We start from the raw sequence: 925 nt of genomic DNA, 5'->3' as shown, positions 1-925 counted from the left end.
GAAGCACCCGTACATCTCGTTCTACTCCGGCCGGGGCTGCAAGAGCCGCTGCACCTTCTGCCTCTGGCCGCAGACGGTCGGCGGCCACACCTACCGCACCCGCTCGGTCGCGCACGTGATCGAGGAGATCAAGTACTGCCTGAAGGAGTTCCCGCAGACCAAGGAGTTCTTCTTCGACGACGACACCTTCACCGACAACCTGCCGCGCGCGGAGGAGATCGCCCGCGAGCTCGGCAAGCTCGGCGTCACGTGGTCGTGCAACGCGAAGGCGAACGTGCCGTACAAGTCGCTGAAGATCATGAAGGAAAACGGCCTGCGCCTGTTGCTGGTCGGCTTCGAATCGGGCGACGACCAGATCCTCGTGAACATCAAGAAGGGCGTGCGCACCGATTTCGCGCGCCGCTTCAGCGCGGACTGCAAGAAGCTCGACATCAAGATCCACGGCACCTTCATCCTCGGCCTGCCGGGCGAGACGAAGGAAACGATCAAGAAGACGATCGAGTACGCGAAGGAAATCAATCCGCACACGATCCAGGTGTCGCTCGCCGCGCCGTATCCGGGCACGCGCCTGTACAACCAGGCGATCGAGAACGGCTGGATGGAAGAGAACAAGACGATCAATCTCGTCAGCAAGGAGGGGGTGCAGCTCGCCGCGATCGGCTATCCGCACCTGCCGAAGGAAGAGATCTATCATCAGCTCGAGCATTTCTATCGCGAGTTCTATTTCTGCCCGTCGAAGATCTGGGAAATCCTGCGCGAGATGCTGACGAGCTGGGACATGATGAAGCGCCGCCTGCGCGAGGGCGTCGAGTTCTTCCGTTTCCTCCGCGCGCACGAGGCGTGATCGGTGGCGGCTTGTGACGCGGCGCCGCGCTCGCTGATCTGCACGGGTGACGACTCCGGGTGGTCTGAGTGCTGTAGCGTG

Annotated in this window: 1 protein-coding gene; it reads left to right on the top strand. The window is 62.1% G+C overall.

The window, feature by feature from the left end:
- Window positions 1-844: radical SAM protein (locus ACU8YC_RS25035; protein ID WP_446895965.1), on the top strand; the 844-nt coding region annotated here is incomplete at its 5' end.
- Window positions 845-925 lie beyond the last annotated feature (81 nt).

This window comes from Citrobacter sp. VF227 (assembly GCF_052950715.1).
The sequence above is the reverse complement of the archived record's forward strand: the minus strand, read 5'-3'. Positions and strand labels throughout refer to the sequence as shown.